We start from the raw sequence: 25,898 nt of genomic DNA on the forward strand, positions 1-25,898 counted from the left end.
CATCTGTCTGTCTTGTTGTTCAGAGATGGCTAGCCGCGCAGGAGTTCATTGCAATGACGGCGACTCAGGCAGGTCCGCGCGCGGCCAGGCTCAGTGGCCTGTAGGCCTCAACTAGTTGATCAAGACTGAACGCAAGATTGCGACCACTCGGATTGGGCAGGACCCACACCGACGCGCCGCCAAAGGTCTTCGGCTGAAGCCCCCACGCGACCTCCCGTTGACCCGACAACGCGCCATACGCCGCTTTGCCGAGAAACGCGACGAAGCGTGGCGCGTAACGCACGATTTTCTGTTCGAACGCTGCGGCCGCTGCGCTGAACTCATGCAACGACAGCTGATCGGCCCGCGCCGTCGGCCTTTCCACCACGGCTGTTAAACCACACTGATGCTGCAAGATTGTCCGGTCGTTCTCCGGGTGCACTTCCTCGGGGGTAAAACCGGCGAGGTGCAGCGCGCGCCAGAAGCGATTGCCCCGGCCCGCAAAATGATGACCTTGGGCGGCGGCAGTCAATCCTGGATTGATGCCGCAGAAAATCACCGCAAGGTGCTCGGCCAGAATATCCTCGAGCCCCTCACCCACCGCAAATCACGCTGACCGCATCCCGTGCCAGTTCGGTCAATTCCTCGCGGGATTTGCCCGCCCGTGCACGAATCGAAATGCTGTGCAGCAGCGAGGACGCGAGCACCGCCAGCGCGGCCGCATCGACTTTGCTGTTGAGCTCGCCGGAATCGATCGCCAGTCGCAGGCGTGTTTCCAGATCGGCGTCGAGCCTGCTCAGTCGATCCGAAAGCACCGCGCGGATTTCCGGATCCTCGACCGCTTCGGTGGTCGCCGTACCGATTGCAAAACAGCCCCGGGGTTGGCCCTCGCCGGAAAAGTAAATCGACAGCTGCCCCTCATAAAAACGCATCAGCGCCTCACGCAAAGTCAGCTCGGGGTTCGTCAGTGCCTCGTGCATCGAAGCCGCGGCGGTCTCCCAATATTGCTCAAGCGCCTTCAGGTACAGCGCGTGCTTATCGCCGAACGCCGCGTAGAGGCTGGGGCGATTCATGCCGGCCGCCGTGGCGATGCTATCGAGTGAAGCGCCGGAATAACCGGTGCTCCAGAACACACCAAGCGCTTGCTGCAGCGCTGTCTGCGGGTCATACGCGCGAGGACGACCGCGGCCTTTGCCCTCTGCAGTTTTATTTTGTGCCATGTCGTACAAATTCCTTGTGGGAAGGTAAGTCGAGGGATATTCTTACACCATCGCACAAAATTAAGGAACCAGAAGTTCCTGAGATTTCACGTTTGTTGTAGCGAAGCTCGAACCGGGTATTGCAGCGACGAAACAAGTGCGGCGGAGCCACCCTCCTCACCGCGCACGAGTTTGCTTTCTCACGGCATTTATTCGGCAAGAGGTGTATTCGTCATGACTCAACAATTCGACATTCCGGTTTCGCAGACTTTCGAGCATCCAGCGCCGATCAAGAAGCCGTTCAAGGAAAAACTGCGACCGTGGTTGATGATGGGCGTCCCTGCCCTTTTCGCGGCGGTTGGATACGCACATTACATGGCGGGCCAGCCCTTCGTTTCCACTGACAACGCCTACGCCCGGGTGGCGAAAACCTCGATCAACGCGCGCATTTCCGGGCAAGTCGTGGAAATTTCGGTCGAGGACAACCAGTTGGTTCACAAGGGCCAGGTGCTGTTCCGGATCGACCCGAAACCCTTGCAGATCGCCGTCAACCGTGCCGAAGCACAGCTGAGTGTCGCGCGGCTGCGCATCGATGGCCTCAAGGCCAGCTACCGGCAGCAACAGGCGGAGTTGCAATCGGCCAAAGAGTCGGCGGATTTCGATCAGCGTGAATTTGCCCGGAAGAAGGCGCTGGTGGCCACCGAGTTCGTTTCGCGGGCCATTTACGAACGTGCCGACACCGATCTGAAAGTGGCCCGCCAACGCATCGCCTCGGTCGAACAACAGATCGCCAGCACCGTTGTGGCCTTGAATGGCAATCCGAACATCGAAGTCGACAGTCACCCGAGCATTCGTGAGGCCAAGGCGCAACTCGACGAGGCGCAGCTGTACCTCTCGTATGCGACGGTCTACGCGCCGGACGACGGCATCGTGGCCAAGGTCGACGATCTGCAAGTCGGCAACTTCGTCAACAACGGCGCGCCGGCCTTCGCCCTGCTTTCTGATCGCGAGATCTGGATTGAAGCCAACTTCCGCGAAACCGAAGTGACGCACATGCGCCCCGGCCAGGAAGCGACGATCAGTATCGATACCTATCCCGATCACGTGTTCAAGGCCCACGTGACCAGCATGAGCCCCGGCGCCGGGTCGGACTTCGCCCTGCTTCCACCGGAAAACGCCACCGGCAACTGGGTCAAGGTTGTCCAGCGTGTGCCGGTACGCCTCGAACTCGACGAGGCAAATCCCGCCCTGCCGCTGTTTTCGGGCACCAGCGCCACGGTCAAGGTCGACACCGGCTATCGCACGCCATGGTGGCATCCGCTCAAATCGTTGATGACCGCAGGTATCTTCTGATGAACGCCAACGCTGGTGGGACCCCAAGTGCGGCGGGCTCGCTGCGGTTCGCCGTGTTGCTCGCGACTTACATGCAGTCGGCGAACCTGCCGCTTCCAAACGCGGTACTGCGATTGATCCAGGGCACGATGTCGATGACCGACGACGAGGCCGGGTGGATTTTCACCGCTTACCTCGCGGCGAGCGCCATCACCATGCCGATTGCCCAGTGGCTGGCCGGACGCTACGGTTTGAAGCGGGTTTATCAAACCGCGCTGGCCTTTTTCGTCCTCGGCCTGCTGCTGGCGACGGCGGCCACGACTTCGCTGGAATTCATCGGCGCACGGATTATCCAGGGCCTCGCCAGTGGCGTTCTCGCGCCGCTTTCGATGGCAATTGCCATGGAAACATTGCCCGTCGAGAAGCGCATGAAATTTGGCGCGACGTGGACCGCCATCGTGCTGTTCGGCATCGTCAGCGGCCCGAGCATCGGCGGCTGGGTTGCCGAGCATTTCGACTGGCGCCCGATCTTCTACATCAGCCTGCCGTTGGCGGCGTACATCTTCCTGATCGTGGCGCTGTTGCTGGGCGAGAAGAAAGCCGAGAAACCGCCGGCATTCGACTTCTTCGGCTTCGGCACCTTCACGTTGGGGTTGATCAGCCTGCAAATGCTGCTCGACCGGGGCGAACGCCTGGACTGGTTCCATTCGACCGAAATCTGGCTGGAAGCCTTGGGTTGTGCGCTGGGGCTCTACCTGTTCGCGGTGCACATGGCGACCAGGAAGCTGCACTTCCTCAATAAGAGCCTGTTCAAGGATCGCAACTTCGTACTGTCGACGATCATCTTTTTCGCCGTCGGTTTTGTGCTGTTGTCGACCATGGCACTGACGTCGCCGATGCTCGACGAGATTCTCGGCTACCCGCCTGACACCACAGGGTCCCTGACCATTCCGCGCGGAATCGGCCTTGTTGGTGCGTTCTTGCTGATGGGCCGTGTGCCGGAGCGTTTCGATCGCCGCTGGTTCGTTGCGGTGGGCGTGGCGGTGGTGATTTACGCCAACTGGATGATGCTCGGTTACTCACCGTTGATGGATTGGTCGCCGGTGGCGATTGCCGGCGCCATCCAGGGGATCGGCATCGGCATGTTGATGCCGGCACTGACCAAAGTGGCGTTCAGCACCCTCGACCCCAAGCTGCGCCCGGAAGGCACTGGGCTGTTCAACCTGTCCCGTGTCTACGGCAGCACCATCGGCGTGGCGATCGTGCAGCTCTACTTCTTCAACAACACCCAAGCGATGCACATGGCGCTCGCCGCCAACGTGACGCCCTATCGCGCCGCCGCGCATCCGGCGATGGCGTCGATGTCCTTGCCGGCGCTGGAGGGGCTGAACCACCTGATCACCCATCAGGCCGCATTTATCGCGGTGGTCGACCAATTCAAGATTTTGATGGTGGCGATGCTGGTGGTGAGCCCGCTGGTTGTTTTTCTTCGCAAACCTGTTCCGACCAACTAGTTTTCGTGGAGTCTGCCAAATGAAATTCCGTCATCTGTCCCAAACGAAAATCGGTGCGCTGTCGGTTCTGACTTTGCTGTCGGCTTGCACCGTCGGCCCTGACTATCAACCACCCGCGGCGAGCCCTTCGCAGCACTACGACCAACAGGCCGAACAGCGACTTGGCCACGGCGGTGACACCCCCGGTAAGCAGCGCATTGACCTGGGCAAGAAGGTCAACGGCAATTGGTGGTCGGCGTTCCGTTCGCCGAAGCTTGATCAGCTGGTACGCCGGGCCATCGACGGCAATCTCGAACTCGTCGCCGCTGACGCGACCATTCGCCAAGCGGCCTCCTCGGTCGCGGCAGCGGAAGGTGCGCTGTATCCGCAGGTGGATTTTGCCGCCGCTGCGGGCCGCCAACGGACCCACAACGCCAAGGAGCCTTCGGTCTCCAACTTCTACGCGATTGGCCCGCGGGTCGGTTTCGACCTGGATGTTTTCGGTGGTAACAAGCGCCTGGTCGAACAGCAGCAAGCGTTCACCGATCTGCAGAAGCATCGTTACGAAGCGGCCTACCTGACATTGACCGGCGACGTGGCGAGCCAGGCGTTGTTGCTCGCCTCGGCCAACGCGCAGATTCAAGCGGTCGAGAAGCTGCTGGCCAACGACACGAAAAACCTCGACCTGGTGCGCCGGGCACACGCCAGCGGCAGCACTACGCAGATTGACGTTTCGCTGGCCGAGACACAGCTCGCGCAGGATCGCACGTTGTTGCCTCCATTGGCCCAGCAGCGGGATGCGGCGCGCCACGCGTTGTCGATCCTGACGGGCAAAGGCCCGGGCGACTGGATCGCGCCTGATTTCGACCTCGCCGAGTTTGCCTTGCCGTCAAACGTTCCGGTCAGCCTGCCCTCGGAAATGGCCCACGACCGGCCCGATATCTTGCAAGCCGAAGCGCAACTGCACATGGCCAGCGCCGCCGTGGGTGTCGCGACCGCGAACCTTTATCCCCGCGTAACGCTGTCCGCCTCTTTGGCCCAGGCTGCGTCGGGCAATGGCGGTGCCGCACTCTGGGGGTTCGCGGCGGGGATTGCCGGTCCGATCTTCAACGGCGGCACGCTTCAGGCGGAACGCCAGGCTGCTGTCGACGGCTACAAGGCGACGCTCGCCGGCTACCAACAAACCGTTATCAGTTCGTTCGGCCAGGTCGCCGACACCTTGCAAGCCATCAACCACGACGCCGAACAATTGCGCGCGCAGGAAGATGCGTTGCAAGCGGCGGACAGCAGTTTTCGTTTGAACCAGCAAGCCTATGCGCAAGGCCAGAACAGCATCCTCCAGGTGCTGGAGGCGGAACGTGCCTATGAGCAGGCGTTGCTGGGCCACATCCGTGTGAAGACCGCGCAGTACCTCGACACGGTGCAGCTGTTCGTCGCGCTCGGCGGGAACTCCGTCGGCGTGTTCGAGCAAAGAGTGGCCAGTCGAGAAGACCACAAACCTTCGTACCAATAGCGCGCACGCGCACTCACGATCATTTATATGAGCGGCCACTTCCGCTGCGCGACGGTGGCCCCGGATGGAGAAAAGAGATGTCTTACGAACCCATTTTCGATGCCCTTCGCGAAACCAGATTTCCACTTAACCACGGCACCGGCGCGATGCCGGCGGTTGGCTTCGGCACGCTGTTCCGGGATCTGAGCGTGACGACCCAGGCAATCAAGCAAGCGTTGGAAACCGGCTTTCGCCATTTCGATTGTGCAGAACGCTATCGCAACGAAGAAATGGTCGGTGTCGCCATCAAGGACTTCCTCGACACCGGCAAGGCCCGGCGCGAGGACCTGTTCATCACCACCAAACTGTGGAACACCAACCACCGTCCCGAGCGGGTGCTGCCGGCCTTCGAAGCCAGTTGCCAGCGACTTCAAGTCGACTACATCGACTGCTACCTGATCCATACGCCGTTCGCCTTCCAACCGGGTGATAACCAGGATCCTCGCGACGCCTTCGGTCACGTCATCTACGATTCCGGCGTGACGTTGATCGACACCTGGAGAGCCCTTGAGCAACTGGTGGATGATGGTCGGTGCAAGTCCATCGGCTTGTCGGACATCACCCTGGAGACTTTGAAAGAGATTGTCGCGGTGGCGCGAATCAAACCCGCCGTGGTGCAGGTCGAGTCCCACCCTTATCTGCCGGAATGGGAACTGCTGGAATTCTGCAAGGAACACGCAATCATCGTCCTGGCCTTTGCCCCGCTGGGCCATGGCATGCAACCGAACGTTCTGGAGGACAGCGTGATTACCGGGATCGCCCGACATCTACAAAGAACCCCGGCCCAGGTTGCACTGGCCTGGTCTGTTCAGCGGGGCGTGGCTTTCCTGACCACGTCTGCGACACTGAGCCATATCCGCGAAAACTTTGATATTTCTACCCTGCCCCATCGGGCCATGCATGAAATCCGCGAGGACATTACGACGCGGATACGCTTCAATTCGGTCGTGGAAACCGGTGTACCTGGCTTCATCCCGCGCAAGCAATGACCTACGACAAAGGGCGGTCCCGTCGGGGGCCGTCCCTTTTGAATGATTTTTTCGAGGTGAACCGATGGATGTTTTCCAGACCATGCGCTTCTTCACCGCTGTCGCCCAGACCGGCAGTTTTACCGCGGCAGCGCAGCTGTTGGACACCACCACGACCAACGTTTCCAAAGCCGTTTCCAGCCTGGAAGCGAGGCTGCAAACACGCCTGATCAACCGCACGACCCGACGCCTGGCGCTGACCGAAGCCGGCCTGCGTTACTTGCAACGTTGCGAGAAAATCCTTGAGGAAGTCCGTGACGCCGAGGAGGAAGCAGGCACTGCCCAGATCAAGCCGGTTGGCCGGTTGAAGATTCACGCCATGTCCGCCATTGGCAATCATTACGTGATCGATGCCATCGCCCAATACCGCGAAACTCATCCTTCCGTGTTGTTTGATTTGACGTTGACCAATCGACTGCCCGACTTGCTGGAAGAAGGCTATGACATGTCGATTGTGCTGGCACGGGACCTGCCCGACTCGGGGTTTGTCGCCCAACGTCTGGGCATCACCTACAGCATTCTCTGCGCCTCGCCGGCGTATCTGAAGAAACGCGGAATGCCCGACTCACCGGGTTCACTTGCCGCGCACGATTGCCTGAGAATTGTGAACACGGTCATGCCCGTGGATCACTGGGCATTTGAAGGGCCCGAAGGCGTGGAAACCATCCACATTCCCGAGTCGCCCTTTCACGTCAACACGGCCGATGCCATGACCGTGGCCATCACCGCCGGCATGGGTATCGGAATCCAGCCAATTGCTTCAGCCGTTGATGGTCTGAGGGCGGGCACGCTGGTACGGGTACTGCCGCAGTATCACTTCGAAGAGTTGAATCTCTACGCCATCTACCCGTCGCGTAAATTCGTCGATGCAAAAATAAAAACCTGGGTGGAGTTTCTTAAAAACTGCATTCCCGGGTTGTTGGCTACCGATGAAAAAATTGTACGCTCATCCCTAAAACGCTGACTGCGATTGAATTCCTGCGTACCGCCGGATGGAGTGTCGACCCCCCATCGCCCGCACGGCACTCAACCGCTTGAACAGCCAGTGCCAATTACCTGGTACTGCAGGATGTGGCGTTTCCCTTGTGAGTCTTCATAGGTCATTTGCGCAGACACCGGTCCGCACTCGGCCGGAACATCGCTCAGCGCAATGACTTTCTTGATGTCCAGTTTCGATTCGTAGGTGTAAGTCTCAACCGCTGTGTTGCTGGCCTGGACCTTGGCCTGGCTTTCTTCGGCAAAGGCTTGTGCGCCGATGCAACTGAGCGCCAGGAAAATCGCGATCTTTGAAATGTTCATGAGGTTCACCGTCTCGTTCAAGTGGGCTGACTTGTACCTCGTGAACCCACGTCATGGGTTCACTCGGTAGAGACGATGCTAGGGGTTTGCAGCGGTGCTAAACAGCGCTTCGCGGGACAAACACTGTTAACAAAAATCGCATAATGAGCGGCGTTCAAAGTCTTGGCGACATTGCAGGAAGCTGTCGCCAAGACGATTGGTTGTTTCAGTTCAGACTAACTTGACCGTGACGTTGATGTTGTTGCGTGTGGCTTTCGAGTACGGGCAGTACTTGTGCCCGGTCTCCACGAGTTTTTGCGCGGTTTCGCGATCAAGTCCCGGCAGGCTGACATTTAGCCGCGCCTGAAGCAGGTAGCCACCTTCATTGGTGCCCAGGTCGACCTCGGTATCAACCGCCACATCCTTGGGCAACGCCACTTTCATTTCTTTGGCCGCAACACCCATTGCGCCGATAAAACAGGCTGACCAACCGGCGGCGAACAGTTGCTCAGGATTGGTGCCACCGCCTCCCGCGCCCGGCGAGGACAGTTTGACATCCAGAATGCCGTCGTCGCTGCGGGATGCGCCGTCCCGGCCGCCAGTGGTGTGGGTCTTGGCGGTGTACAGTACTTTGTCGAGCTGGGTCATGATGATCTCCTGATTGAAATGAGGTTTATGCATTTTCAGGTGAATCAGAAAAGCGGTTTTCAAGCCTGATGCCGAACACTGAACCCGTGGCGAGGGAGCTTGCTCCCGCTGGATTGCACAGCAATCCCATTTTTTGGGGCCGCTGCGCGCCCAGCGGGAGCAAGCTCCCTCGCCACAACTACTCATTTGTACGCATTTGCTCGTCGGGGCCACTGCTGCGGACCCGGTCTATCAATATAGACGTCGATGGTCAGGCGGGAGGTCGATCCGACAAAGGCCACCTGAAAGATAAAAAGATCGCAGCCTTCAGCAGCTCCTACAGCGAGGACCCACTCCCCTGTAGGAGCTGCCGAAGGCTGCGATCTTTTGATTTGTTGATCACTTACCCGCCAACTTAAACCTCACACAATCATCATAAAAACTCTGCCGCACCGCCGCAGGCTTGATCCGCGTCGGGCTGTCATAAGTTTGCTCGGTTATACCCATGGCCATCATGCGCATCCACGATTTGGAAAACTTGTACGATTGAATCTTTGCCCGCGCGGCATACAAAGAAACCCCGGACAACTTCAATTCCTGAGCTTTTGCCGCCGTTCCTGCGCCCCAACTGCACATATAACGATCATTGGGCTTTAGTTCCTTGGCCTGGGCAGAAACTGCAAGACCGGCGAGGCCCATCGAGATCAGCGCTATCCATACATTGCGCATTTACATTCAACCCTAACCACCTGAAATTGCGGCGATTCTGGCGAAAGGTGAAAGGCTCGGGGGCCAGCATAGTGCCTTATCGGAAATAGACTGACCCAAGTCATGAAACAAAAGTCATTTTCTTGCGACATTTCAATCCTTTGCTATAGCTATGAGTCTCTTCGCCAACTAATGGGGCAACGGAATGTCAGTCGCAAAAAAAATGAGTGTGGGGCAACTGACGATGTTGACCGCCGTCAACATGTTGGGCTCAGGGATCATCCTGTTGCCGTCAAAACTCGCGGAAGTGGGCGGAATTTCCATTCTTTCCTGGTTAATCACTGCCACCGGCTCACTTGCACTGGCCTATGCCTTTGCGCGATGCGGGATGCTCAGTCGAAAAACCGGTGGCATGGGTGGTTACGCTGAATACACCTTCGGCAAGGCCGGTAACTACATCACCAACTACACGTACGGCCTCTCGCTGTTGATTGCCAACGTGGCGATCAGTATTACGGCGGTCGGCTATATACAGGAGCTGTTCCACATTCAACTGGACTCACTGCAAGTGGGTCTGGCAACCATTGCGTTGCTGTGGATCACCACCTTCGCCAACTTCGGCGGTGCGCGAATCACTGGCCGGATTGGCGCGGTCACCGTATGGGGCGTGATTGCACCGGTGGTGCTGGTGTCCACCGTTGGCTGGTTCTGGTTCGACAGCAGCGTGTACGCCGCCGGCTGGAACCCGCACAACATGGGCTGGCTCGACGCCGCAGGCGCCTCGGTGGCGATCACCTTGTGGGCCTTCCTCGGCCTGGAATCCGCGTGCGCCAACACCGACGCGGTGGAAAACCCCGAGAAGAACGTGCCGATTGCGGTACTCGGCGGCACCCTCGGCGCGGCGGTGATCTACATCGTTTCCACCAACGTGATCGCGGGCATCGTCGATAACCCGGAACTGGCCGCCTCCACCGCACCGTTCGGTCTGGTGTTCGCCAAAATGTTCACCCCTGTGGTCGGCGACATTGTGATGGCCGCCATGGTGCTGGCTTGCATCGGTTCGCTGCTGGGTTGGCAGTTCACCATTGCCCAGGTCTACAAAAGCTCGGCGGACACCGGCTACTTCCTGTCGATCTTCGCCAAGTCCAACAAGGCCGGAACGCCGATTGTCGGCATGCTGGTGCTATTAGCCGCGCAAACGGCGCTGGGTTTTCTCACCATCAGCCCGGACCTCAGTAAACAGTTTGACACCCTGGTCAACCTCGCGGTGGTCACCAACCTGGTGCCGTACATCCTCTCCATGGCCGCGTTGATGACCATGCAGAAAGTGTCCAACGTACCGGCCGGCAAGGCGCTCGCCACTAACATCATTGCCTGGGTAGCCGCTGCCTACAGCTACCTGGCGCTCTACAGTTCAGGCGAGCAAGCGTTAATGCTCGGCGGCGTAGCGACCATCTTCGGCTACACGCTGTTCGGCTTCGTCAACAACCGCCTGATTCGACTTGAAGCAGTCAACAACAGCGTACCGACGCAAACCGTCAGCGCGCAGCACATCACAGGCAAACCGGTGCCGGTGAACAGCCTGAATAAAGCCACTCTGGAGGTCAACGCATGACGGAATATAGACATTCACTCGGGATGCTCGCGCTACTGGTCAGCAGCCCGGCGGACAAGCGCACGGTGTTTGGCCGCGCTCTCGATCAACTGGTCAGCGATGTTGAAGGACGTGGCGTCAGCGTACTGGCCTCGGAAAGTCTCAGCGATGCAGCGTCGATCCTGCGCTCGGACCCGGCCGTCCAATGCGTGTTGATCAGTTGGGAAATGGACACCAGCGAAGGCCATGAAGACTGCATCAAGTTGCTGGTCAAACTGCGCGAGCGCAACACGCGGGTGCCGGTGTTCCTGATCAGCGACCGGACCACCGCGTCGAGCATTCCGTTGTTGGTCATGCAACACGCCGACGACTTCATCTGGCTGCCCGAAGACACCAGCCGCTTCCTCAGCGGCCGCATCCTGGCGGCCATCGAACGCTATCGCCAGGCTGCCCTGCCGCCAATGTTCGGTGCTCTGGTGAAGTTTGCCCGGTCCTATGAATATTCCTGGCACACCCCCGGTCATGCCGGTGGTACGGCGTTTCTGAAAAGTACGGCGGGCCGGGCGTTCTACGAGTTCTTCGGGGAAAACCTGCTGCGGTCCGACCTGTCGATTTCGGTCGGTGAACTGGGTTCGCTGCTCGACCACAGCGGCCCGATCGGCCAGGGCGAGCGCTACGCCGCCAAGGTGTTCGGCGCCCATCGCACGTACTACGTGACCAACGGCTCGTCGATGTCCAACCGCGTGATTCTGATGGCCAGCGTCACGCGCAATCAGATCGCATTGTGCGACCGCAACTGCCACAAATCCGCCGAACACGCGATGACGCTGTCAGGTGCCCTGCCGACCTATCTGGTGCCAACGCGCAACCGCTACGGCATCATCGGCCCGATCCTCCCGCAAACCCTGAGCGCCGAAGGCGTCAAAGCGGCTATCGCCAACAACCCGCTGGTCAAGGAAGACATCGACCCGACGCCGGTCCACGCGATCATCACCAACTCCACCTACGACGGCCTGACCTACAACGTCACCCGCGTCGAGGAACTGCTGGGCCAGAGTGTCGACCGCCTGCATTTCGACGAAGCCTGGTACGGCTATGCGCGCTTCAACCCGCTGTACCGCGACCGCCATGCCATGCACGGCAGCCCGGACGATCACGACGACACCAAGCCCACCGTGTTCGCCACCCAGTCGACCCACAAGTTGCTCGCAGCCCTGTCCCAAGCCTCGATGATTCACGTGCGCAACGGCCGTAACCCGATTGAACACGGGCGCTTCAACGAGTCGTACATGATGCACGCCTCGACGTCGCCGAACTACGCGATCATGGCCTCCTGCGACGTCAGCTCGGCCATGATGGAAGCCCCTAGCGGGCAGATTCTTACGACTGAATCCATCGAAGAGGCCGTGTCTTTCCGCCAGGTCATCTCGCGCATGCACCACGAGATGTACGGCAAGGACGACTGGTTCTTCACCTGCTGGCAGCCGCCGACCGTTCAGGTGGGCAACGCGACGGTGCCATTCCATGAGGTAGACCCGGTACTGCTGAAAACAGAGCCAAACTGCTGGGTACTGCATCCCAACGAGGTATGGCACGGTTTCGGCGACATCGAAGAAGGCTACTGCATGCTGGACCCGATCAAGGTCTCGGTGCTCAGCCCCGGCATGGGCGACGACGGCAACCTGCTGGCCTCGGGCATCCCGGCGTGCGTGCTCACGGCGTACCTCGGTCGCCAGGGCATCGTCGTCGAGAAAACCACCGATTTCACCATCCTGTTCCTGTTCTCCATCGGCATCACCAAAGGCAAGTGGGGCACGCTGGTCAACGCCTTGCTCGACTTCAAGCGCGACTATGACGACAACGCCGAACTGGAGCTGTGCCTGCCGGACCTGCTGGCCGCCAACCAGGGACGCTACGCTGGCATGGGCCTCAAGGACCTGGCCGACGAAATCTTCGCCGCCATGAAGCAGCACAAAACCACCGCCAACATGTCCCAGGCCTTCGGCACCCTGCCAAAAGCCGAATTCAGCCCGGTGGAAGCCTACGAGAAACTGGTGCGCAACGACATCGAACTGGTGACCCTGGACGAAGCCGCCGGACGCATCGCCGCCACCGGCATCGTGCCGTATCCACCGGGCATTCCATTGCTGATGCCGGGCGAGAACGCAGGACCGGCGGACGGGCCGTTGCTGGCCTATCTCAAGGCGCTGGAAGCCTTCGACAGATCCTTCCCCGGTTTCACCCATGACACCCATGGGATCGAAAGCGAGGCCGGGGTTTACCGGATGCTGGTGTTGAAATGAGTTAGGTCCGGCTCTCCGTAATACCTGTAGGAGCAAGCTTGCTTGCGATAGAGGCGGTACATTCAAAATTGATGTATCAGAAAGTCCGCCATCGCGAGCAAGCTTGCTCCTACAAGGATCTCCTTCAGCTGTCGGATCTCCTTCAGTCCAAAACCCTATGGGCAAATTCGATCACAGCGCTCTATGATTGAACCCCATGACCACCACTGCTCCGATTCGCCAACCCTGCCCGCCCGGTGCCTGCGATTGCGGGCGTGACCCGTTGCTGGAAACACCGGGAGCGGACGTGCGCATCCTGTTTCTGACCCGCGCAGAAGAAAAGCGCCTGATCGAACGCCTGGAAAACCTTTCAAGTCTCAAAGACCTGGAACACCTGCAACAGCGGATGTTCGAGCAGTTGGGCATCCGTGTGGACATCGTGCCCAGCTTCAACGAAGTACGGACCACGCGCGGTATCGGCATCCAGGTCGGCGAACTGCCAGGACTGTGCCGCAAAACCCGCGCCTCGATCCCCGCCGCGATTCGTCGCGCCATGGAAAAACGCCCGGAAATCGCTTACGACGTGCTCAACGCCAACGACCTTTTGCGGGATGCGTGATGACTCCCCTTCTCGAATTTCCCGTCACCGACGAAATACTTACGTCCTTCGCACTGACGATCGGCCCTGATCTGCAGGGCTATCGCAATCACATCTATCGAGTGCTGAATTTCTATTGCGCGCTCAGAGGCTTTGAAGGCCTGCCGCCAGAGCCGGTGCAAATCGCGGCGGCGTTTCACGATCTGGGCATCTGGACCGACGACACCCTCGATTACCTGCCGCCCTCGGTGCAACTGGCCAGCCATTATCTCGATCACCGACAACGCCAGGATCTTGAAGAAGAAGTGAGTGCACTGATTCTGGAGCACCACAAAGTGCGCCCCTATCGCTTGGCCTGCGCCGCCAGCGTCGAGCCGTTCCGCCAAGCCGATGTCATAGATGTGTCCCTTGGACTGGTGCGCTTCGGCCTGCCCCGGGCGTTGATCAAAACCGTGCAATCGACCTTTCCCGATCACGGCTTCCATTGGATGCTGATGCGGCGCTCGGCACGGCAATTCATTCGTACTCCGCTGCGACCGCTGCCCATGTTTCGCTGGTGAAACAGGCATCCGCTCCCCATCCGGAAAATTCATCAAAAGAGGATCAGCGGTCGTACACGCAAGGCGGGACGCTGCTATGCCTTCACATGGAAGAGATCGACGTGCCCTTGGTCCCGGCGCCAACCAGGTGCGCGATGAAATACAGGTGCCGATCCCTCGGAAGGAGGTGGCAGATGCTATTCATAGTCAGCTGGAAGATCTGTTCGGAAAACCGAAACCATGTGATCGAACGCTTCCTCAAGACCGGCGGTGTTCCACCCGAAGGCGTGAAGATGCATGGACGTTGGTACGCCGTGGGTGGCGCGGCGGGTGTCGGCATTGCAGAAGCCAGTGACGCAATCCCGATTCAGAAGTGGGTACTTGAGTGGAGCGACCTCATGACCATGGACGTCCAGGTGGCCTTGACCGACGAGCAGATGGCGCCACTGCTGGCCGGCATCGGCAAAATCGGCAAATAGGTGCCATTGAGAAGGCGAGTCAGCTCGCCGCGTCGATTTCAGATGGATCAGACCGCTGCAGCAGCGTTCGCTGACGTCGGATTTGAATCGCCGTTTCTGATTTCCAACGCCACAAGCCAGTCACACGGGGCCTGACAGCCCGTGCGACTGGCTTCGATCAGTGTTGAAAAAGCAAATTTCGTTGAGACAGCTGACTGGATATTTCTCAATTCAAACCTACGCTGTTCGCGGGGGACCCAAATTAAAACGGCGGTCGGGGGGCTCGTCTCAGAGTACTCGTCTCAGTGCGTAGGAGCTCGACATGTACCGGACAAAGCAATCCTCAGCGTTCGCAGTTCCACTGTTGTTATCTACGATGTTTCTTCCCGTCATCATCCAAGCAGCCGATCCACCACCGAATATCGTAGTGATCATGGGTGACGACATCGGCTGGTCCAATATCGGTGTCTACAACCAGGGAATGATGGCCGGTCGTACGCCAAACCTCGACCAGCTCGCCAATGAAGGCATGCGCTTCACCGACTATTACGCCGAGGCCAGTTGCACCGCCGGGCGTGCCAATTTCATTACCGGCGAACTGCCGATCCGGACCGGCATGACCACTGTTGGCCAGGCCGGCTCGCCCATCGGTATTCCGGCCGAAGCGGTTACCATTGCCACCGCCCTCAAGGCCATGGGCTATTCCACCGGGCAGTTCGGCAAGAATCACTTGGGCGACTTGAACGAATTCCTGCCGACCGTGCATGGGTTCGACGAGTTCTTCGGTTACCTCTATCACCTCGACGCCATGGAAGACCCGGCGCACCCCAACTATCCGCAGGAACTGCTCGCCACCGTTGGCCCGCGCAACATGGTTCACAGCTGGGCTACCGCCACGGACGATACGACTGTCATGCCGCGTTGGGGCAAGGTCGGCAAACAGAAAATCGAAGACGCCGGCACGCTGTATCCGGAACGGATGAAAACCGTCGACGACGAGATTCGCGACAAAGCCTTCGCCTTCGTCGACAAGGCCAAACAGGACAACAAACCGTTCTTCCTCTGGCTGAATCCGACCCGCATGCACATCGTCACGCACCTCTCCGACAAGTACGAAGCCATGCGCAACGCGCAAAATGGCTGGTCGGAACAGGAAGCCGGCATGGCGCAGCTCGACGATATCGTCGGTGACGTCATGGCCAAGCTGAAAAAAGACGGTATGGACGGCAACACCATTGTCATTTTTACCACTGACAATGGTGCAGAAAACTTCACTTGGCCAGATGGCGGCACCACGCCGTTTGCCATGGGCAAGGGCACCATCATGGAAGGTGGATTCCGGGTTCCGGCGATCATTCGTTGGCCGGGTAAAGTGCCGGCCAATCAGATTGCCAACGGCATCATGTCCGGCATGGACTGGTTCCCGACCCTGGTCGCGGCGGCCGGTAACCCGAACATCACTCAGGAATTGCTCAAGGGCAAGCAGCTGGGCGACCGGACCTACAAGGTGCACCTGGACGGCTATGACCAGACGCCGATGATCACCGGCAAAGGTCCGTCGACCCGTAATGAAATCTTCTACTTTGGTGAGAGTGCGCTGGGCGCAGTGCGAATCGGCGACTACAAATATCGCTTTATTGACCAGCCAGGCGGGTGGATGGGCGCCAAGGTGGCGGTCGACGTACCGATCCTGACCAACCTGCGCCTCGACCCCTTCGAACGTATGGGCTGGCCGGAGAATCAAGCCGCGCAAGGTTCGCAGCAGTATTTCGACTGGTTCAAGTTCCAGTTCTGGCGCTTCGTGTTCGTCCAGCAACAGGTGACCAAACTGGCAGAAACCGCGATCGAGTTCCCGCCGATGCAAAAAGGCGCGAGCTTCAACCTAGATTCGGTCAAAGCCAAGATCGCTGCGGCTCGGGCAGAAATGGCCAAGTAAGGCGTCGAGATCACGGGTGGCCGATGCTGGCCACCCGTATCTCTGACGGACGTTTATTGACGCAGTAGGGAATTAACATGCAGATAAAAACCTCCGCCCTGCCCGCCTTTACCCTGCTTGCGCTGTGCTGTCAGCAGGCCTACGCCGGCGGCATCATGCTCTACGAAATCGGCACCGATAATGCCGGTCTCGCCAACGCCGGTGCGGCCGCCCGAGCACAAGGTCCCTCTACAATTGCCAGCAACCCGGCGGGCATGAGCTACTTGCCAGGCACGCAAATCACCGGTGGCTTGCAGGTGCTCTACGGCAACCTCGAATTCAATCGCGACGGCGACACCAATGTCCCGGGCAGTGGCAGCGGCAATGCCCTCGATGTGATTCCCGGCGGCAGTTTCTTCATCACTCATGAGCTGGATGATCACTGGAGCATCGGCTTCGGCCAATACGCCGACTTCGGCCTGGCGGTGAATTACGACAACGATTGGTCGGGACGCTACTTCGCACAGAACGCCAGCCTCGGTGGTTTGTCTTTTGTGCCGAGTGTGGCTTACCGCTTCAACGAGCAATGGTCGGTGGGCGTCGGCGTCAAAGCCATGTACGGCATGCTCCAGGCGCAGACAGCCATCGACCGCGCGCCCTTTGGCTTCACCGAACGCAGCGACGGCCAGTTCAAATACGAGGACGAGGATTGGGGGTTTGGCGCGAACGTCGGAGTAATCTACGCCCCGCAAGCTGGAACACGCATCGGCCTGACCTACACCAGCAAGGTCGATCTGGATTTCGAAGACGGGCTGGACATCAAAGGCAACGGCCCGGCACTGGACCGGTTGAATGGCCTGAACACGCAACTCGACATGACGGTGCCACAGACCGTCACGCTGAGCCTGTTCCAGCAATTGGACCAGCAATGGGCCCTGTTGGCCTCGGTCAATTGGCAGGACTGGTCGGAGTTCGGCGAGGTTGGTGTGCAGGTCGACACCACAGCGTTCGATGCTCGATCGACCACCATCGATGCCAAGTACAAAGACACCTGGCAACTGGCGCTCGGCGCGCAATACCAGGCCACCCCGCAACTCTTGTGGAACGTGGGCGTGGCTTACGACAGCAGTCCCGTTTCGGACAGCGACCGCACTCTCACCGTACCGATGGCAGAATCCTGGCGCATTGCCACAGGAGCCACCTATGCTGTGAACAAGGACACCGACCTCAACGTAAGTTGGGCCATGGTCTATCTTGGTGATATGCCGGTTGACCAGACCAAATCCACGTCGGGCTTTCGAACTTCCGGTCAGTTCGACAGTGCCTGGATTTCGGCCCTGACCGGGAACATGACCTGGCGTTTCTGATTACTAAAAAAAAAAGACTTTAACCAAGGAGTAAACAGCACTATGAACCTGACCCGTAAATTGCTCGTCGGTACCGCCATGGCCGGGCTTCTGCTCGGTGGTTGTACGTCAAAAGTCACCGAGAAGGAGCAGTACTCCGGCTACCTGTCCACCTACAACAACCTGCAGGAAGTTGAAACGCCAAGCGGCGGTACGGCGATGCGCTGGGTGAGCCCGTCGTGGAACCCGAATGCCTATGACACTGTGGCCTTCTCCCGGCTGGAAATGTATCCGGCACCCAAGCCCAACGAGCGGGTCAACCAGCAGACGCTGAACGACATTCAGAACTACATGACCAACAAGGCCAAGACCACGTTGGGGCAGAAGTACCGGGTCGTATCCAGCTCGAACGCCGCGCCGGCCGGCGCAAAACTCCTGGTCATGCGTGCAGCCATCACCGGGGTAAGTGCCTCGCCTGAAGGCATGCACTGGTATGAAGTGGTGCCTATCGCAGCGGTCGTGGGTGGTGTGTCCGCCGTTACCGGTATCCGGGATGAAAACACCGAACTGTTTATCGAAGCCGAGTTCATCGACGCGAAAAACAATCAGTCCGTAGGCAGGGTCGTGCGCAAGGTCTTTGGCACCACGCTGGAAAATGACAAACAGAAAATCACCGCCCAGGACTTCAAGACAGCAATCGACAAAATGGGTAGCGACTTCCAGGCGTTCATCAACAACAAATAACATCGTCGGCTAACAACACGCCATTGTGGCGAGCGAGCTTGCTCGCGCTGGGCTGCGCAGCAGCCCCAAAATTCGGTTGGCAATCACCGTTTTAGCGACTGCTTCGCAGTCGAGCGGGAGCAAGCTCCCTCGCCACAATAGGTTTCATCACGGGAATCGTCAGTTTTTTTTCATCCCGACCCGCCGGCGCATCTCGGCTGTGATTGTCTGACGGGTTTTCTTCATGTCTGCCCACGGTTCATCACCCACTTCAACCAGACGTTCATGCGCGTTATGAATGTTCCACTGATTGCCGCCCTTGAGCTCCTCCACTTCTTCCCGAAAAATCGGCATCGACACCGGCAGCCCTTCGCGGGTACGCGCGGCGTAGGCGCAAATGGTGGTCGCCCCCAGCCCGTTGCGCAGGTAATCGATGAAGATCCGCCCTACCCGGTTCTTCGGTCCCGACACTGCTGAAAAGCGCTCCGGCAGCAGCTTCGCCATGTGGCTGACAATGGCGTGGCTGAAATCCTTCACCTCATCCCAACCGAGCTTGCGGGTCAGCGGCACCACCAGGTGAATGCCCTTGCCGCCGCTGGTCTTGAGGAATGCCTTGAGCCCAAGTTCATCAAGCACCGAGAGCGTTAACTGAGTCGCCTCGACCATGCGCTTCCACGGCAGCGCCGGGTCCGGGTCGAGGTCGAGGACAAAGCGGTCGGGCTTGTCGAGGTTGTCCGAGGTGGCATTCCAGGTGTGCAACTCGACGGTGCTCATCTGCACCGCGCCGATCAAGGCTTCGGCGTTGTTGATGACCATCATCGGCTGGCCGGTGAGTTTCTGGTCTAGGGTGGTGATGCCGGGGATCGCCAGGCGTTCGGCGTTCTTCTGGAAAAACAGTTCACCGGCAATGCCATCCGGCGCACGCACCAGCGCTACGGGGCGGTCCTTGAGCTGCGGCAGAATCCACTCGGCGACGCTGGCGTAATACTCCGCCAGTTGCACTTTGGTCGCGCCGCTGCTGGCGTCGATGATCCGGTCCGGGTGGGTAATGCGTACCTTGCCCTGGTCGAGGCCAATTTGCGACGGTGCAGGTTCGGCCTTCTTCTTCGCGGCAGGCGCTTTGGTGGCAGCGGCTTTTTTCGCGGGGGCAGTTTTCGCGGAGGCAGTTTTCACGGCAGTCGGACGCTCCTCGGTAATGTCTTTGGCAGGCTTGTCGTCACGCAGGCCATGGAACACCGCGTGCCGTACCGAACCGTCCTTGGTCATTTCGGCAAAAGCCACTTCCGCCAACAGCTTTGGTTTGAGCCAATGCACAGCCTTGAATTCGGCACCGCTGGGTGGATTGACCACGGCAGGTTTCTTCGTCACCAACGGCTTGAGTTGGTCGTGAATGCTGTTGAGGGTCGCCTCGGTAAACCCGGTGCCGACCTTGCCTGAGTAACGCAACTCGCCGCTGTCGCGGTCATGCAGACCCAAGAGCAACGCGCCAAAGGCGTTGCGCGAACCCTTGGGATCGGTGTAGCCAACGATGACGAATTCTTGCCGGTGTTTGCACTTGAGTTTGATCCAGTCACTGCTGCGCCGGGACACATAAGCCGAACCCAGGCGCTTGCCGATCAGCCCCTCCATGCGCATTTGGCAGGCGCTGTTGAGGAGAGCTTCCGGGTCCTCGTTGAAAGCGTCAGAAAACCGCAACAGCAGATCTTCATTATTGGCTTTCAGCAGCGTCGCCAGCGCCGCCCGGCGTTCCTCGACGGGCACCTCGCGCAGGTCGACGCCATTGAGGTACGGCAAATCAAACAGGTAATAGAGAATGTTGCCGCTACGATTGGCCTCGAAGGCGTTTTGCAGGGCTTGAAAATCCGGTACGCCGTGCTCGTCGGCGACCACCATTTCACCGTCCAGCCAGGCCGACTCGACACCCAGGCTCGCCAGCGCCTTGGCCTGAGCGGGCAATTTGTGAGTCCAGTCGTGACCGTTGCGGGTGAAGAGCTTGACCGCGTCATGGTCGATGCGCGCCATGATCCGGTAGCCGTCGAACTTGACCTCGTAACTCCACCGGCCATCCGGGGCTTTTTCCACCAGTGTCGCCAGTTCCGGCTTGATCTGATCCGGCAGTTTGGCTTTGTGGGCGCCGGTCAATTGCGCGGACTGTGCCTTGCGCGCCGGGGTGGCGGGTTTCTTGACGGCTTTGGGTTTCGCGGCTTTGGCGGCTTTGGGCGCCTTGGCGACGATGGTTCGCTCGCTGAGCACGCTATCGGGCTCGGCGGCTACCACGTCGTAATCGGTTTCCGGCCGGGCCGCGCCGTCCTGATGCTTGATCAGAAACCATTGCTCCTGCTTGCCCGGCATGTGCGTGCGCACCAGGTTCCAAAGGCCTGCGAGCTTCTCGCCTTGCAGCTCGAACTTGAGCCGACCCTTTTCATAAGCTTTGGCCGGATCTTCCTGGGGGATCCACACGCCACGATCCCAGACAATCACGTCGCCCGCGCCGTAATGCCCTTGCGGAATGCTGCCTTCAAAGGTGGCGTAGTCAATCGGATGGTCTTCGACATGCACCGCCAGACGCTTGACCTTGGGGTCGAGCGACGGGCCTTTGGGCACCGCCCAGCTCTTTAGTGCGCCATCGAGTTCCAGGCGAAAATCGTAATGCAGGCGTGAGGCGTCGTGCTTCTGGATGCAGAACTGCAAGGCGTGATCCTTGGCGTTTTTCCTGCCCGAACGTTTGACGGCGGCCGGTTCCGAGGTCGCGGAAAAATCGCGCATGCGGTTGTAATCATCCAGATTCTTGCTCATGGCTCACCTGCTGGTCGGCAGCGCGTGGCTGCTCTTCCTGATTGCTGTTGTGCTTCCTAGCCAATACTGGATCTGAGCTCGATAAACCGCCGCGTCGCCATCAACCCGGCGGGGTGTGCATGGCGATGGGCGCTGAGCCAAGGGATCAACACCGATATCTGCTCGTGCGCGGCAAGTCCCTTCAGCGCAGCCTTTAGCGCCTGGACGTCCGGGTCGTTGTCCGGCACTGCCGGCTCGACCGTCACACTGGCGCCGCGTCGCACCGAGGGTGCTGAACGTTCGGGCTTCCAGTCTCCGGCGATCCAGTCATGCAACAGCTGCTTTTCATAAGGGCTGAACACGCCGAACATCGCCGCGCCGTCGCCATCGATCAACTGCCAGAAACGGCTGTCTTGCGGGTTTTGCTGGCGCTTGATCCAGCCCTTGTTTTCCATGGCCGCGAGGAATCCGGGCAGTTGCTCCGGGGATGACAGCCATTGATTGACGGTTTGGCCTTCAAAGCGGCAATAGTCCGAATGCATGTGCTGGCCGAACGGGCGTTTGCGTTCGAGCATGGCGAGCAGTTCGCGCTCCAGATCGAACGATTCGATGATCGCGCGACTGCCCTGACCCAGATCGTTCAAGCGATACCCCAGTGCTACCCGACGCAGGAAATCGTCCTGATCGCCGGTGATCGGCAACAGCTGCAACACCGCTCGCACGGCTTTTTGCGCATGGCCGGTGCTGGCGTTGTCGATGGTCACGTGCAGGGTGAAGTAATAAGGATCGATGCCCAATTCGCTGAGCTCGTAGGCACTGATCAGCAAATGCAAAGGCAGTTGTTCATAGCCAAGGTTGTAGCCGATCACCTCCGGCAAAAACTCATCGCCGCAGTAACCCAGGGCCAATTGCAACGCACCTTGCAGGTAATGCTCGTCGGCGAGGTGGTCGCCGTCAGGCAGGCCATGTTCGGCAAGGAGACGGCGGTAGATCGCGACGTGATTCTGCGCCGGATTGCCATCGCCCAATTCTTCCAGATAGGTGCAAATCAGTCCTTCGAAACGCGGGTCGCGCCAATGCTGCAATAACCCGTACAGCCAGGCGCCATCGACCAGTTTGGTCGGGGCCACGGCTTGCAGGAAAAACAACGCATGGGATTTAGTGCTGAAGTACTGCCGCGGTCCCCCGGCCTTGCGCTGTTGCAGGTAATCGGCGTACTGACGGGCCACGTCGGTGCAGTGTTCCCGGACCCAATCTTGTAGCGCTGTGGGTTCGCGCGGTAGGTCATTCGGCAGGTCTTCGGCTTGTTGTAACTGAGCACGCAGGAAAGTTTCGGCGAGCGAGCGCCGTTGCTCTGCGTCATCCTCAAGCAATAGTTGCTCGTAGATCTGGCGGATGCTGCCGGGCTGCGACATCGAGTGTTCGTGGGCAGGCTTGGATGCAAGTGTGGTCAGGGCTGTCATTGGCGGATATCTCGCTCGGAGGCCAGTGGCAGGACGCGCAATCAACACGTCCTTCTCTCAGCAGAGCGAGGTGCCGGGACAAAAATTCCATCGGCGTTGAAATTGCCCGGACAGACGGAGCGCCCGGCGGCACATAGCCTTCACTCAAGTGAATATACTCAGCCAGTGTTGACTCACCCCTGGAGAGCAATCATGCGTACGGTTCACGTTATCGACGCGGCGAACATTCCCGCGCCGGTCAATGTCGTTGGCGAGGCGATCACCATTCTCGCTGGCGGGGACCTCAGTAAACCCTTTGAGGTGCACATCCAGGAAGGCGTGCAAGGCGGCGGGCCTCCCCCGCACTTTCACCCGTGGGACGAAGCATTCTTTGTCATTGATGGCGAGGTCGAAGTGACGGTGGAAGGCCGCTCCACCACGGTGTCGACCGGCGGCTATGTGCACATCCCCGGCGGTTCGATCCATGCCTACAAGAACGTCAGCCCCACGGCGAAAATCATCGGCGTAGTCTCCGATCCGCGTGGCGGGCAGTTCTTCGCGGCCATGGATCAGTTCAAAGTGCCCGAGGATCTAGCGCGCATTCATGAAGTGGCCGCGCGGTTTGGCGTGACGTTTCTGGTGCCGAAGTCGGTCGACTCTTCGGCAGGTTGACCGCAAAGGTGCTCTGACCGTCGCTTGATACAGAACGTACTGGCCTCATCGCGGGCAAGCCCGCTCCCATAGGGATCGGGGTATACGCCTCGATTACCTGTGGGAGCGGGCTTGCCCGCGATGGCGTCCTCACGGCCAACCCGATATTCAAGCGGCCGTACCCTTGACCTGCTGTTCCAGGTGCACCTGCAAATCCGGTTCAATGCCCAACGCCGCCGCCAACTCATCCAGATAATTGCGCTCGGCATCCTGCTGATCGTCCACCAGCATCACGCTGGCCAGGTACATTTCCGCCGCCATGGCGGTATCCGTAGCCGATTGCGCCACTTCAACGGGGTTCAATGGCTTGGCCACTTCGTTATCAAGCCATTGCTGAAGCTCCGGGTCGTCGGTATGACGGCCGATTTCCTTGCCGATCATCTTTTTCTCGGCGTCGTCAATCCGCCCGTCAGCCTTGGCCGCTGCTATTAATGCACGCAGGATCGCATGGCTGTGTTCCTCGACGTCCGGTCCTTCCAGCATGTCCACCGTGTTCAATGCCTGCTGCGGCGCCTGTTGCTGTTGCGCGGACTGGCTGCGTTGCCAGGCTTGATAGGCCTGGAATGCCATCATCCCCAGCGAAGCCAGTGCGGCATAATTGGTACCGCCACCGGAGCGGCGCTGCGGCGCACCGCCCATCGGCGAGCCGCCACCCAGCAGGCCGCCGAGCAAACCACCCAACCCGCCCAGGCCACCGGCCCCGGCGCTGGAAGCACCGCCGCCACCACCGCCCAACAAGCCACCGAGCAATCCGCCCAGGTCGCCGAGGTCACCTTGCCCCGCCGCGCTGCCGCCCTGTCGCGGCATCGCGCCTTGGCTGCCGCGCAGTAATTGTTCGAGCAAATCGCTGGTGTTCATGACGACGTCCTCATCGAAGGGAGTGATCCAGTCAGGCAACAATAGTCCTCGCCCGTAAATGTGCCACCACCGTTTGGCTGACATGCCCCGCGGTTTAATCCGGGGTATTTTTTTTGCGCCGCAGCTAAGATTCATGGGTGGTGAACCTTATTCCCGGATACCCGGTCGATACCTGCAACCCCAACCGGTTTGCCGCCGCCCGCCAGATGAGGGCGTTGACTGGCTTGCTGCACTTTCTGGAGAACACCCCCGTGATTTCGACTCTACACATCGCCAGGCTCAAAGCGTGGGGAGCCCATGGTTTTACCGCTACCGGCGTGGTCACTGCTTTCCTCGCGACCCTCGCCCTGCTGGAAAACCAGCCGACCACCTGCCTGCTGTGGCTCGGCGTCGCCCTGATCGTCGATGGCCTGGATGGCGCACTGGCGCGAAAGGTCAACGTGCAGTCGGTATTGCCGAGCTTCGACGGCTCGATCCTCGATCTGGTCATCGACTACCTGACCTATGTGTTCATCCCGGCGCTGTTCATCTATCGCTACATCCCGCTGCCGGACTACACGCTGCTGCTGACGGTGTCGCTGATTCTGGTGTCGTCGCTGTTCTGTTTCTGCAACGTCAATATGAAAAGCAAAGACAACTACTTCCAGGGCTTCCCCGCGGCATGGAACGTGGTTGCCCTGTGCCTGTACATCATCGATCCGTCACCCTGGATCACTTTCCTGACCGTAATAGGCCTGGCCCTGCTGACCCTGACTCGCATGAAATTCCTCCACCCGTTTCGCGTGCGTCGCTTCATGCCGATCAACATCGCCGTGACGGCCATTTGGCTGCTGTGCAGCTTGTCGCTGGTGATCAATCACCCAGTTATCAACCCGATGGTGATGGGGCTATGGCTGCTGATGTCGGCGTATTTCCTGGGGATCTGCTTCTGGCGCACGGCGCTGGAGTGGTTCGACGGATCGCGGCTCAAGTAACGCCATGCCTATCCATATCGTGCGCCTCGGTTCTCCGCGCCTGCCCGGCGAAGGCCTGCGCCTGGGCACGGTGCGGCGCCCGCCTCGTGGCGTGCCCAAGGCCGAATTTGCCAGTCGGGATTTCTACGATGTCTGGCAACCATTGCTGTCGCCGAGTGCGCAGTTGGTGCACGAAGCCCAGACCGCTGAAGACGAGGAGGCCTGGGACGCGTTCAAACGCAAGTTCAAGGCCGAAATGAACCAGCCTGCCCCCGGCCAGTTGCTCGACCTGCTGGCCGCCCTCTCCCATCAAACCTCGCTGGCCGTTGGCTGTTATTGCGAGGAAGAAGCGCATTGCCATCGCTCGGTGTTGCGCGAGTTGCTGGAAGCCCGAGGCGCGAGCGTCGTCTAGAAACCACCACAATCCCCTGTAGGAGCTGCCGCAGGCTGCGATCTTTTGATCCTGATTTTTTAAGATCAAAAGATCGCAGCCTGCGGCAGCTCCTAC

At 59.4% G+C, this 25,898-nt stretch carries 24 protein-coding genes; 16 read left to right on the forward strand and 8 right to left on the reverse strand.

Annotation, left to right across the window (positions count from 1 at the left end):
• Positions 1–64 precede the first annotated feature (64 nt).
• Positions 65–580, reverse strand: a complete 516-nt coding sequence (mug, locus tag NL64_RS22755) for a G/U mismatch-specific DNA glycosylase (RefSeq protein ID WP_034150299.1) — start codon at positions 578–580, stop codon at positions 65–67.
• Positions 573–1,199, reverse strand: coding sequence for a TetR/AcrR family transcriptional regulator (locus NL64_RS22760; protein WP_034150300.1), 627 nt, complete (start codon positions 1,197–1,199; stop codon positions 573–575). The genes mug and NL64_RS22760 overlap by 8 nt, the downstream gene beginning before the upstream one ends.
• A 213-nt stretch (positions 1,200–1,412) precedes the next feature.
• Here NL64_RS22760 and NL64_RS22765 point away from each other — a divergent pair, with 213 nt between their 5' ends.
• From NL64_RS22765 to NL64_RS22785, 5 genes are all read left to right on the forward strand, one after another.
• Entirely contained in the window at positions 1,413–2,531 is a 1,119-nt protein-coding gene (locus tag NL64_RS22765; RefSeq protein WP_034150301.1) for an HlyD family secretion protein, read from the forward strand.
• Entirely contained in the window at positions 2,531–4,024 is a 1,494-nt protein-coding gene (locus NL64_RS22770) for an MDR family MFS transporter (protein WP_034150302.1), read from the forward strand. The genes NL64_RS22765 and NL64_RS22770 overlap by 1 nt, the downstream gene beginning before the upstream one ends.
• A gap of 19 nt (positions 4,025–4,043) precedes the next feature.
• A complete protein-coding gene (locus NL64_RS22775) occupies positions 4,044–5,516 on the forward strand; it encodes an efflux transporter outer membrane subunit (RefSeq protein WP_034150303.1) in 1,473 nt (490 codons plus the stop codon).
• A 77-nt stretch (positions 5,517–5,593) separates the two neighbouring features.
• On the forward strand, positions 5,594–6,544 hold the full coding sequence (locus tag NL64_RS22780) for an aldo/keto reductase (protein WP_034150304.1): 951 nt from the start codon (positions 5,594–5,596) through the stop codon (positions 6,542–6,544).
• A 64-nt stretch (positions 6,545–6,608) separates the two neighbouring features.
• On the forward strand, positions 6,609–7,547 hold the full coding sequence (locus NL64_RS22785; RefSeq protein ID WP_034150305.1) for a LysR family transcriptional regulator: 939 nt from the start codon (positions 6,609–6,611) through the stop codon (positions 7,545–7,547).
• A 62-nt stretch (positions 7,548–7,609) separates the two neighbouring features.
• Here the strand turns inward: NL64_RS22785 and NL64_RS22790 are convergent, their stop codons facing one another.
• The 3 genes from NL64_RS22790 to NL64_RS22800 all read right to left on the reverse strand — a co-directional run bounded on the left by NL64_RS22790 (position 7,610) and on the right by NL64_RS22800 (position 9,217).
• Positions 7,610–7,882: a DUF2790 domain-containing protein gene (locus NL64_RS22790; protein WP_034150306.1), complete on the reverse strand. Its 273-nt coding sequence runs from the start codon at positions 7,880–7,882 to the stop codon at positions 7,610–7,612.
• Between the two features lie 210 nt (positions 7,883–8,092).
• Entirely contained in the window at positions 8,093–8,509 is a 417-nt protein-coding gene (locus NL64_RS22795) for an organic hydroperoxide resistance protein (protein WP_034150375.1), read from the reverse strand.
• Between the two features lie 378 nt (positions 8,510–8,887).
• Complete coding sequence (locus NL64_RS22800) at positions 8,888–9,217, reverse strand: hypothetical protein (RefSeq protein ID WP_034150307.1); 330 nt, start codon at positions 9,215–9,217, stop codon at positions 8,888–8,890.
• Between the two features lie 184 nt (positions 9,218–9,401).
• Between NL64_RS22800 and potE the strand changes: the two genes are divergently transcribed.
• The 8 genes from potE to NL64_RS22840 all read left to right on the forward strand — a co-directional run bounded on the left by potE (position 9,402) and on the right by NL64_RS22840 (position 18,672).
• The gene (potE, locus tag NL64_RS22805; protein WP_034150308.1) at positions 9,402–10,811 is read left to right on the forward strand and encodes a putrescine-ornithine antiporter; all 1,410 of its coding nucleotides are present in this window, start codon (positions 9,402–9,404) and stop codon (positions 10,809–10,811) included.
• On the forward strand, positions 10,808–13,093 hold the full coding sequence (locus NL64_RS22810; protein ID WP_034150309.1) for an Orn/Lys/Arg decarboxylase N-terminal domain-containing protein: 2,286 nt from the start codon (positions 10,808–10,810) through the stop codon (positions 13,091–13,093). The genes potE and NL64_RS22810 overlap by 4 nt, the downstream gene beginning before the upstream one ends.
• A gap of 196 nt (positions 13,094–13,289) precedes the next feature.
• Positions 13,290–13,691: a hypothetical protein gene (locus tag NL64_RS22815; RefSeq protein WP_034150310.1), complete on the forward strand. Its 402-nt coding sequence runs from the start codon at positions 13,290–13,292 to the stop codon at positions 13,689–13,691.
• Complete coding sequence (locus tag NL64_RS22820; protein ID WP_034150311.1) at positions 13,691–14,230, forward strand: hypothetical protein; 540 nt, start codon at positions 13,691–13,693, stop codon at positions 14,228–14,230. The genes NL64_RS22815 and NL64_RS22820 overlap by 1 nt, the downstream gene beginning before the upstream one ends.
• A 173-nt stretch (positions 14,231–14,403) precedes the next feature.
• On the forward strand, positions 14,404–14,688 hold the full coding sequence (locus NL64_RS22825) for a DUF3303 domain-containing protein (RefSeq protein ID WP_034150312.1): 285 nt from the start codon (positions 14,404–14,406) through the stop codon (positions 14,686–14,688).
• 301 nt (positions 14,689–14,989) lie between these two features.
• The gene (locus NL64_RS22830) at positions 14,990–16,603 is read left to right on the forward strand and encodes an arylsulfatase (protein ID WP_034150313.1); all 1,614 of its coding nucleotides are present in this window, start codon (positions 14,990–14,992) and stop codon (positions 16,601–16,603) included.
• 77 nt (positions 16,604–16,680) lie between these two features.
• Positions 16,681–17,949, forward strand: coding sequence for an OmpP1/FadL family transporter (locus NL64_RS22835; RefSeq protein ID WP_034150314.1), 1,269 nt, complete (start codon positions 16,681–16,683; stop codon positions 17,947–17,949).
• Positions 17,950–17,991: 42 nt separating this feature from the next.
• Positions 17,992–18,672 carry a DUF3313 domain-containing protein gene (locus tag NL64_RS22840; protein ID WP_034150315.1) on the forward strand — a complete coding sequence of 227 codons (681 nt, stop codon included), beginning with the start codon at positions 17,992–17,994 and terminating at the stop codon, positions 18,670–18,672.
• 159 nt (positions 18,673–18,831) lie between these two features.
• On the opposite strand, the gene ligD is transcribed toward NL64_RS22840, so the two are convergent.
• Together ligD and NL64_RS22850 are read right to left on the reverse strand one after the other, a co-directional pair.
• Positions 18,832–21,447 carry a DNA ligase D gene (gene ligD, locus NL64_RS22845; RefSeq protein WP_034150316.1) on the reverse strand — a complete coding sequence of 872 codons (2,616 nt, stop codon included), beginning with the start codon at positions 21,445–21,447 and terminating at the stop codon, positions 18,832–18,834.
• A 56-nt stretch (positions 21,448–21,503) separates the two neighbouring features.
• The gene (locus NL64_RS22850) at positions 21,504–22,889 is read right to left on the reverse strand and encodes an iron-containing redox enzyme family protein (RefSeq protein ID WP_034150317.1); all 1,386 of its coding nucleotides are present in this window, start codon (positions 22,887–22,889) and stop codon (positions 21,504–21,506) included.
• 192 nt (positions 22,890–23,081) lie between these two features.
• Between NL64_RS22850 and NL64_RS22855 the strand changes: the two genes are divergently transcribed.
• Positions 23,082–23,540 carry a cupin domain-containing protein gene (locus NL64_RS22855; RefSeq protein WP_034150318.1) on the forward strand — a complete coding sequence of 153 codons (459 nt, stop codon included), beginning with the start codon at positions 23,082–23,084 and terminating at the stop codon, positions 23,538–23,540.
• Between the two features lie 147 nt (positions 23,541–23,687).
• On the opposite strand, the gene NL64_RS22860 is transcribed toward NL64_RS22855, so the two are convergent.
• Complete coding sequence (locus NL64_RS22860) at positions 23,688–24,437, reverse strand: tellurite resistance TerB family protein (RefSeq protein ID WP_034150319.1); 750 nt, start codon at positions 24,435–24,437, stop codon at positions 23,688–23,690.
• A 251-nt stretch (positions 24,438–24,688) separates the two neighbouring features.
• Here NL64_RS22860 and pcsA point away from each other — a divergent pair, with 251 nt between their 5' ends.
• A complete protein-coding gene (gene pcsA, locus NL64_RS22865; protein ID WP_034150376.1) occupies positions 24,689–25,411 on the forward strand; it encodes a phosphatidylcholine synthase in 723 nt (240 codons plus the stop codon).
• A gap of 4 nt (positions 25,412–25,415) precedes the next feature.
• Entirely contained in the window at positions 25,416–25,802 is a 387-nt protein-coding gene (locus tag NL64_RS22870) for a DUF488 domain-containing protein (RefSeq protein ID WP_034150320.1), read from the forward strand.
• Positions 25,803–25,898 lie beyond the last annotated feature (96 nt).

Source organism: Pseudomonas fluorescens (genome assembly GCF_000802965.1).
Taxonomy (GTDB): domain Bacteria; phylum Pseudomonadota; class Gammaproteobacteria; order Pseudomonadales; family Pseudomonadaceae; genus Aquipseudomonas; species Aquipseudomonas fluorescens_A.

What these genes read in the sequence shown, in the direction of transcription:
- NL64_RS22760 (WP_034150300.1), bottom strand. Translation starts at nt 1,199, where the DNA reads ATGGCACAAAATAAAACTGCAGAGGGCAAAGGCCGCGGTCGTCCTCGC.
- NL64_RS22765 (WP_034150301.1), top strand. Translation starts at nt 1,413, where the DNA reads ATGACTCAACAATTCGACATTCCGGTTTCGCAGACTTTCGAGCATCCA.
- NL64_RS22770 (WP_034150302.1), top strand. Translation starts at nt 2,531, where the DNA reads ATGAACGCCAACGCTGGTGGGACCCCAAGTGCGGCGGGCTCGCTGCGG.
- NL64_RS22775 (WP_034150303.1), top strand. Translation starts at nt 4,044, where the DNA reads ATGAAATTCCGTCATCTGTCCCAAACGAAAATCGGTGCGCTGTCGGTT.
- NL64_RS22780 (WP_034150304.1), top strand. Translation starts at nt 5,594, where the DNA reads ATGTCTTACGAACCCATTTTCGATGCCCTTCGCGAAACCAGATTTCCA.
- NL64_RS22785 (WP_034150305.1), top strand. Translation starts at nt 6,609, where the DNA reads ATGGATGTTTTCCAGACCATGCGCTTCTTCACCGCTGTCGCCCAGACC.
- NL64_RS22790 (WP_034150306.1), bottom strand. Translation starts at nt 7,882, where the DNA reads ATGAACATTTCAAAGATCGCGATTTTCCTGGCGCTCAGTTGCATCGGC.
- NL64_RS22795 (WP_034150375.1), bottom strand. Translation starts at nt 8,509, where the DNA reads ATGACCCAGCTCGACAAAGTACTGTACACCGCCAAGACCCACACCACT.
- NL64_RS22800 (WP_034150307.1), bottom strand. Translation starts at nt 9,217, where the DNA reads ATGCGCAATGTATGGATAGCGCTGATCTCGATGGGCCTCGCCGGTCTT.
- potE (WP_034150308.1), top strand. Translation starts at nt 9,402, where the DNA reads ATGTCAGTCGCAAAAAAAATGAGTGTGGGGCAACTGACGATGTTGACC.
- NL64_RS22810 (WP_034150309.1), top strand. Translation starts at nt 10,808, where the DNA reads ATGACGGAATATAGACATTCACTCGGGATGCTCGCGCTACTGGTCAGC.
- NL64_RS22815 (WP_034150310.1), top strand. Translation starts at nt 13,290, where the DNA reads ATGACCACCACTGCTCCGATTCGCCAACCCTGCCCGCCCGGTGCCTGC.
- NL64_RS22820 (WP_034150311.1), top strand. Translation starts at nt 13,691, where the DNA reads ATGACTCCCCTTCTCGAATTTCCCGTCACCGACGAAATACTTACGTCC.
- NL64_RS22825 (WP_034150312.1), top strand. Translation starts at nt 14,404, where the DNA reads ATGCTATTCATAGTCAGCTGGAAGATCTGTTCGGAAAACCGAAACCAT.
- NL64_RS22830 (WP_034150313.1), top strand. Translation starts at nt 14,990, where the DNA reads ATGTACCGGACAAAGCAATCCTCAGCGTTCGCAGTTCCACTGTTGTTA.
- NL64_RS22835 (WP_034150314.1), top strand. Translation starts at nt 16,681, where the DNA reads ATGCAGATAAAAACCTCCGCCCTGCCCGCCTTTACCCTGCTTGCGCTG.
- NL64_RS22840 (WP_034150315.1), top strand. Translation starts at nt 17,992, where the DNA reads ATGAACCTGACCCGTAAATTGCTCGTCGGTACCGCCATGGCCGGGCTT.
- ligD (WP_034150316.1), bottom strand. Translation starts at nt 21,447, where the DNA reads ATGAGCAAGAATCTGGATGATTACAACCGCATGCGCGATTTTTCCGCG.
- NL64_RS22850 (WP_034150317.1), bottom strand. Translation starts at nt 22,889, where the DNA reads ATGACAGCCCTGACCACACTTGCATCCAAGCCTGCCCACGAACACTCG.
- NL64_RS22855 (WP_034150318.1), top strand. Translation starts at nt 23,082, where the DNA reads ATGCGTACGGTTCACGTTATCGACGCGGCGAACATTCCCGCGCCGGTC.
- NL64_RS22860 (WP_034150319.1), bottom strand. Translation starts at nt 24,437, where the DNA reads ATGAACACCAGCGATTTGCTCGAACAATTACTGCGCGGCAGCCAAGGC.
- NL64_RS22870 (WP_034150320.1), top strand. Translation starts at nt 25,416, where the DNA reads ATGCCTATCCATATCGTGCGCCTCGGTTCTCCGCGCCTGCCCGGCGAA.